The organism is Microbispora triticiradicis, from assembly GCF_005864065.1.
Lineage (GTDB): Bacteria > Actinomycetota > Actinomycetes > Streptosporangiales > Streptosporangiaceae > Microbispora > Microbispora triticiradicis.
Genome location: NZ_VANP01000010.1, coordinates 312,099 through 318,508, shown reverse-complemented (window position 1 = coordinate 318,508; position 6,410 = coordinate 312,099). Strand labels below are relative to the sequence as shown.

The following is a 6,410-nucleotide window of genomic DNA, read 5'->3' as shown; positions in this document are numbered from 1 at the left end:
TGGTCAACAACCTGTACGGGCCGACCGAGGACACCACGTACTCCACCCACGCGGTGACCGATCCCGGTGCTGAGCGGACCCCGCTGGGCCGCGCCCTGCCCGGATCACGCGTGCACCTGCTGGACAGCGACCTGCGACCGGTACCGCTCGGCGCGATCGGCGAGGTGTACCTATCGGGCCAGGGCGTGACACGGGGCTACCACCAGCGGCCAGGGCTGACGGCCGAACGCTACCTGCCCCTCCCTGAGGGTGAGGGTGGGCGGTTGTATCGGACGGGGGATCTGGCCCGCTGGCGCCCCTGCACCACCGCGGACGGTGGGGTGGAGTTCTTCCTGGACTACCACGGCCGGGTGGATCACCAGGTGAAGCTCCGGGGGTTCCGGATCGAACCGGGCGAGGTGGAACACGCCCTGCTCCAGCATCCCGCCGTGTCGGAGGCCGTCGTCACCGTCCACGGCGACCACCTGATCGCCCACATCGCCACCAGGATCCCCTCCCAGGACGACCCCGTCGTGCCGGAAGAGCGTGGGGAGGACGACGAGCAGATCCTCCTGCGGTATCTGCGGAGCTGCCTGCCGCAGCATCTGGTCCCTGCCCGCATCGTGGTGATGGACGCGCTGCCGCGCACCCCCAACGGGAAGGTCGACCGCAAGGCGCTACCCGAGCCGACATCGGTGCCCAGCACCGGCGCGGCCGAGCCTCCCGGCACCGAGGCGCAGCATCTGGTGGCCGAGTTGTTCGCCGGCCTGCTGGGCCGGCCCGTCACGAACATCCACGACGACTTCTTCAGTCTGGGTGGGCATTCCCTGCTGGCCACGCGGCTGGTCAGCCGCCTCAACGCGCTCACCGGAGCGTCGCTACCGCTGCGGGTGGTCTTCGAGCATCCCACCATCGCCGGATTGGCGGAGTTTCTGCCCGAGCCGGCGAGCGGGCCGGTGCGGCCGGCGGCCATCCCCAGGCTGCGCCGGACGCTCGGCCGTGCCGGGGCGGCGAGCGGCGTTCCGAGCGACTGACACGGCGATGAGGACGGGGTGACCCGGGCGAGCGTGAGGGCGGATGCCGGAGACGCGCGCCTGGGAGAGCCGGGGGGAGTCGGGGGAGCGGGCGATCAGGCCCGATCAGGGCCAATCCAGGCCAAGGCGTGGGTCAGGACCACAGGATCGTGCACGCCCAGTGCATTCCGCGGCCGTTCGTGGCCAGCGCCACGTAGTCACCCAGGCCCAGCTCCCCTGAGGCGTGCAGGTTGCCCAGCTCGAACAGGTGGTCGGCGGCACCGAAGTGCCCGTGCTGCCGGGCGCCGCGGATGTTCGTACGGGACGTCGGCACACCGATCAGATCGGCCTGGGCGGCGATGACACGAGGATTGTCGTTGAGCAGGAGGAGCCACGCGAGGTCGTCCTCCGTGATGCCGGCCTGCTTGCAGGCGCGGTGGACGGCACGGGCCGTACGGTCGTTGATCTCGTCCGCGAAGGCGGCCATGCGGTCGGAGTCGTACTGGAAGTGCTCCATGATCTGCCAGGCGTCCCGGACCTTGGGAGGCGGCGTGCCGGGCCCGAAGGGCTTCGCCCCGCCGCCGTCGTCGAGGCGGAAGAAGTCGGCGTAGCGTCCGTCCGTCTCGGCGTACGACGTGCGCCAGCGCAGTGACGCGGCGTTGCGGCTGGCCACGGCCGCCGCCGCGCCGTCGGAGAACAGCAGCGAGTGGGTGTCCAGGCGGTTCCAGTACGCCTCGGTGGTGCGGTTGGCGCCGATGACCAGGGCGGTGTCGTAGGACAGGTGGGTGGCGAACCGGCCGGCCAGGGTGTCGAAGGCGGTGACGCCGCCCGCGCAGCCCTGGTCCACCAGTACGGCCTCCGCCCAGGAGAGGCCGAGCCGGTGGGCGACCGCGGCCGCCGCGTCCCAGTACAGGTACTCCGCGATGTCTGTGATCGCCAACACCAGGAGGTCGACGTCGCGGGCGGCGACGCCCGCCGCGGCGAGGGCCTGCCCGCCCGCTTCGACGGCGAGATCGGTCAGGCCCATCCCGGGAGCCGCGCGGTGCACGTAGTCGTAGCCGTACGCGAGCACACGCGCGACGTCCTCGGTGTAATCCGCGACCACATCCTTGACGGGCACTGGCTCGCCCACTTCCGCGGCGAAGGCGATCAGCCCGAACGTCATCAGTCCTCCATCACGCCGTCAGGCGACCAGCTGGTCGAGCCGGTCCGGCTCGCGGAGGTTGTCCGCGACCGCTCGCAGGAAGGCCACCGCTTCGGCGCCGTTCACGACCCGGTGGTCATAGGCGAGGCCGAGGACGACGACCGTGGTTGTCGCGAGGACTCCGTCGTGGAGCGCGAGCTGCCGACGTAGCCCGCCGACGGAGAGCATGCACAACTGCGGCCACATGACGATCGGTTGTACGAACACCACATCGGCCTCAGTGTTGATCGAGATGGTGATCGTACCGCCATCGAGCTCGGAAGTGGTGAAATCGCCTCCTCGCCACGCTTTCATCCGGAAATCCATCAGGTCGTCGGCGATATCGGTGATCGATCGGCTCGCGCAGTCCCGGATCACGGGCGTGTAGAGGCCGCGTCCCGCGTCGATCGTCACCGCGACGTGAGGTGTCTCGGAGACGGCGACCGTCCGGTCGTCCACGAGGCTGCCGAAGAGGTGGCCGAAGCGGTCGTGGGCGGCGGCGACCGCCTTCACCACGGCCTCGGGTACGCCGACCTCGGCGCCGGACTCCTCCGAGAGCAGACGCAGTCTGGCGAGGAGGGCGTCGACCCCCACCTCGACGGCGGTGAAGGCCGCCGGCACCTCCTTGTGGGCCCGGGTCACGACGGCGGCGGTGCCCCGCTGCACCCGGTCGAGCACGTAGATCCGCCGGTCGGCCGGGGACGACGGGGCGGGCTGGGACGACGGGGCGGGCTGGGAAGGCTCGGCGGGCGGAGCGGCCTGCGCGGGCGCCGCCGATCCCGCACCACGACCGGCGGTCGTAGCCGCCTCGCCGCCCGCTCCGCTCCTCGCCGCCGCATGCGCCGGGGGCGCGAGTTCGTGCAGTTCCGCGATGACGGCGCCGACCTCCACCTCGGTGCCGGCGTCGGCCGAGATCCGCAGATATCCGGCAGCCGGGGCCTCGATCTCCTCGACCGCCTTGGACGTCTCCAGTTCGACCAGGGGAGCGCCCGCCTCGACCCTCGCCCCGTCCTCGGCGAGCCAGCAGGTCACCAGGTAGTGCGTGTCGTTGTTGTTCAGCTTCGGCACGACGAAAGGCACGGCGAGCGGTGGGGCGGCATCGACGGGCTCAAGAACAGACTCGACGGGCCCGGCGACGAACGCGGCGCCCGTCGCGATCGTGCCGAGGCGCTCCGCGACGGCCTCGGCGATGTGCCGTTCGCCCAGCAGCACCCGGTCCTCCAGGTGACGAGCGGCCGGGATGATCGAGTCGGCGGACGACAGCCGCAGCACCGGGGCGCGCAGGCGTGGCCACAGCCGCTCGTACACCAGCGCCGCGATGTCGGAGCCCCAGGTGCCGCCCGCCGTGCTCTCCTCGGCGACGGCCACGAGCGCGGGCCGTTCCAGGATCGGCAGGACGGGCTCGATGTCCACGGGGTACAGGCGCCCGGGGACCAGAAGGTGCGCGGTGACGCCCTGGTCCCGCAGGAGGTGGGCGGCGGCGAGCGCCCGGTGGGCGACGCCGCCCGGGCAGATCAGCACGACGTCGGGGGCGTCGCCGTCCGCGGGGGTCACGTGCGCCCAGCCGGACGCGTCCCCGATGAGCGAGTGGCGGAAGTGCTCGTCCACGACCCCGTCGGGGTACGCCCGCCGGGTGTAGAGCACCTTGTCCTCGAAGAGCAGCGCGGGCCCGTGGTCCAGGGCGTGCGCGAGCAGCCCGTACGGATCGTGGAACGGGCTGAGCTCGTACAACGCCAGGTTCGGCATGCCGATGAAGTGCTTCTGCACGCTCTGGCTGTGGGTGGGCCCGTAGCCGCGACGGCCGCCGACCGGGCAGCGGAGCACGACCGGCATGGGCAGCCGCCGGCCGTACATCGTCACCGACTTCGAGATCAGGTTGAGCACCGGGTCGAAGACGAGCGCGGCGAAGTCGCCGAACATGACCTCGGCCACGACCTCGTCACCGGCGAGGGCGAGACCGGCCGCGACGCCCGCGAGGCCGTTCTCGCTGATCGGGGTGGACAGCACGCGGCCGGGATGCCGGTCCGACAGCCCCTTGGTGACCTTGAAGGCGCCACCGTAGGGATCGGCGACGTCCTCGCCGAGGAGGTGCAGGCCGGGGCGTTCGGCGAACAGCCGGTGCAGCGCGCCGTTCAGGCTCTCCGCGAGCCGGGGCGCGAGCGGTGTCATACCGCGACTCCGCGCGTCCGCAGGGTGTCCCGCAGCGCCCCCACGGAGCGGCACGCGCGGGCCTCGCGCGGGCTCAGCCGCACGCCGTACGCCCGTTCGACGGTGCCGATGATCTGCACGTGGCGCAGGCTGCTCCACTCGGCGGCCGTGGCCGTGCCGGTGTTCTCGTCGACCGTCTCGGCGGGCACGTCGAGGACGCCCGCGACCAGGGTGATCAGTTCGTTCACTGTACGGCTCCCGCCTCGGCCACGTCGGCCCACCGCGACGGCGGGCGTGCCGCCACCTCGGCGGCGATCCGGTCCACCTCGGCGCGGACCCGCTCGTCGATCTCCCGGAAGCGGGGACCGAGGCGCGCCTCCAGCCCCGCCTGCCAGTCGCCCTCCCACAGGGCCGCGACCTCCTCGGCGGGGCGGGTGTCGTCGCCCTTGCTGTGCGGGCCGAGCCGCCGGGTCAGGAACCGTACGACCGCCGGCCCGCCGCCGTCGCGGACCCGCGCGATCACCGGCCCGGCTGCGGCGCGGACGGCCGGGATGTCATGGGTGGCGATCTCGGCGTACTCGACGCCGAAGGCGCGCGCCCGGCCGGCGATGGTCCCGGAGAGGTGCGCGCCGGTGGGGGTGGACTGGGCGATCCCGTTGTCCTCCACGACGACCAGCACCGGCAGCCGCCACAGCGCCGCCATGTTGAGCGCCTCGTACACCGCGCCCTCGCCCCAGGTGCCGTCGCCGACGTAGACGGCGGCGATCCGGCCGGTGCCGGCGCGCCGGTGCCGCAGCGCGACGCCTGACGCGAGCGCCACGCCCTCGCCCTGCACACCGGTGGACAGGAAGCCGGGCCGGTAGAGGTGCTGGCTGCCGCCGACGCCGGCGCAGACCCCGCCCTCCCGGCCCATGATCTCGGCGAGCAGCCCGGCGACGTCGCCGACGTGGGCCAGGTAGTGGCCGTGACCACGGTGGTTGCTGACCACGAAGTCGCCGTCGAGCAGCGGGGCCAGCGCCACCGGCACGTACTCCTGCCCGATGCACGTGTGCGTGGTCCCGCTCAGCGCGCCGGCCTCGAACATCCGCAGCAGGGTCCGCTCGAAGTGGCGGATGCGGACCAGTTGCGCCACGTCGTCGTCTGACAGGCCGGGCACGGCGTCCGGCAGGCCGGGGACGGCGGCGCCCGCCGCGCGGGCCCGGGGGCCTTGGGCCTCGCGCGACGGGCCGAGGGTGCCGGACACGACCTACGTCGCCTTACGCATCCGCATGCCGCCCAGCGAGATCACGTAGTCGTTGGTGGCGGCGTCGTACTTGATGCCGTAGAAGGTCGGGTAGTAGCCGCTGCGCTGGTACTCCTGCGGCTGCCGGATGTCGGACTTGAAGGTGGGCTTGGTCAGCAGCCACTTCCGCGTCGCGAGCGGCTCCTGGAAGATGAGCCTGCCGTCGTGGGAGCCGTAGACGAAGACCTCGCGGAACTCCTCGGCGCTGCCGACCGGCCCGAAGTGCCGCGTCGTGTCGATCCAGTGCAGTCCCATCTGGGGCTTGGTCATCTCCACCGGGTTGCCCGGCTCGGAGATGTAGTCGGGCGCGATGTACTTCTTCTCCGGCACCTTCCCGGCGCGGTCCGGGTGGAGCTTGGGGTCGATGTCCATCACCGTGTGGTGGTCGGGCGTGTAGAAGTGGAAGGCGAAGTGCGGCTCGCCGAAGATCTCGGCCGGCTTCCGTCCGTGGCTGTACCAGTTGAGCATCACGTGGTTGAAGACGGTGGCCTTCGCCTGCTTGGGGAACTCCAGGATGGTCTCCGTCGGCGGGACGGTGTCCTCGGTGGGCAGCCCGTCCAGCGCCGTCGCCGACAGGCGCACCCCGACCTCCGTGGGGTTGCCGTCCTGGTCGATGATGACGTACGGCCGCGCGGTGCCGTGGCCCACGGTCTGCGCCTCGCCCGAGTAGGTGGTGGTGTACCACTTGGCGTTGGCGAGGTTCAGGGCGCAACCGCTGGTGAGGGATACCGCGGCGCCGAGCGCCGCGACCACGACGGTGTAGCGCCGCGGCGTCCTGGGGGGTGAGATGTTCATCGGCGAGTCG

Annotated in this window: 6 protein-coding genes; 1 reads left to right on the top strand and 5 read right to left on the bottom strand. The window is 72.1% G+C overall.

Annotated elements, in window-relative coordinates; all coding sequences use genetic code 11:
* Positions 1-1,013: non-ribosomal peptide synthetase (locus FED44_RS25430; RefSeq protein ID WP_138462286.1), on the top strand; the 1,013-nt coding region annotated here is incomplete at its 5' end.
* Between the two features lie 133 nt (positions 1,014-1,146).
* Here the strand turns inward: FED44_RS25430 and FED44_RS25425 are convergent.
* The 5 genes from FED44_RS25425 to FED44_RS25405 are packed head-to-tail and all read right to left on the bottom strand — an operon-like array spanning position 1,147 to position 6,400.
* A complete protein-coding gene (locus tag FED44_RS25425) occupies positions 1,147-2,157 on the bottom strand; it encodes a 3-oxoacyl-[acyl-carrier-protein] synthase III C-terminal domain-containing protein (protein ID WP_138462285.1) in 1,011 nt (336 codons plus the stop codon).
* Positions 2,158-2,175: 18 nt separating this feature from the next.
* Complete coding sequence (locus FED44_RS25420; RefSeq protein WP_138462284.1) at positions 2,176-4,344, bottom strand: 2-oxo acid dehydrogenase subunit E2; 2,169 nt, start codon at positions 4,342-4,344, stop codon at positions 2,176-2,178.
* Positions 4,341-4,571, bottom strand: coding sequence for an acyl carrier protein (locus tag FED44_RS25415; protein ID WP_117408636.1), 231 nt, complete (start codon positions 4,569-4,571; stop codon positions 4,341-4,343). The genes FED44_RS25420 and FED44_RS25415 overlap by 4 nt, the downstream gene beginning before the upstream one ends.
* Entirely contained in the window at positions 4,568-5,566 is a 999-nt protein-coding gene (locus FED44_RS25410; protein ID WP_138462283.1) for a thiamine pyrophosphate-dependent dehydrogenase E1 component subunit alpha, read from the bottom strand. The genes FED44_RS25415 and FED44_RS25410 overlap by 4 nt, the downstream gene beginning before the upstream one ends.
* 3 nt (positions 5,567-5,569) lie before the next feature.
* Entirely contained in the window at positions 5,570-6,400 is an 831-nt protein-coding gene (locus FED44_RS25405) for a DUF5602 domain-containing protein (protein ID WP_117408634.1), read from the bottom strand.
* Positions 6,401-6,410 lie beyond the last annotated feature (10 nt).

What these genes read in the sequence shown, in the direction of transcription:
- FED44_RS25425 (WP_138462285.1), bottom strand. Translation starts at nt 2,157, where the DNA reads ATGACGTTCGGGCTGATCGCCTTCGCCGCGGAAGTGGGCGAGCCAGTG.
- FED44_RS25420 (WP_138462284.1), bottom strand. Translation starts at nt 4,344, where the DNA reads ATGACACCGCTCGCGCCCCGGCTCGCGGAGAGCCTGAACGGCGCGCTG.
- FED44_RS25405 (WP_117408634.1), bottom strand. Translation starts at nt 6,400, where the DNA reads ATGAACATCTCACCCCCCAGGACGCCGCGGCGCTACACCGTCGTGGTC.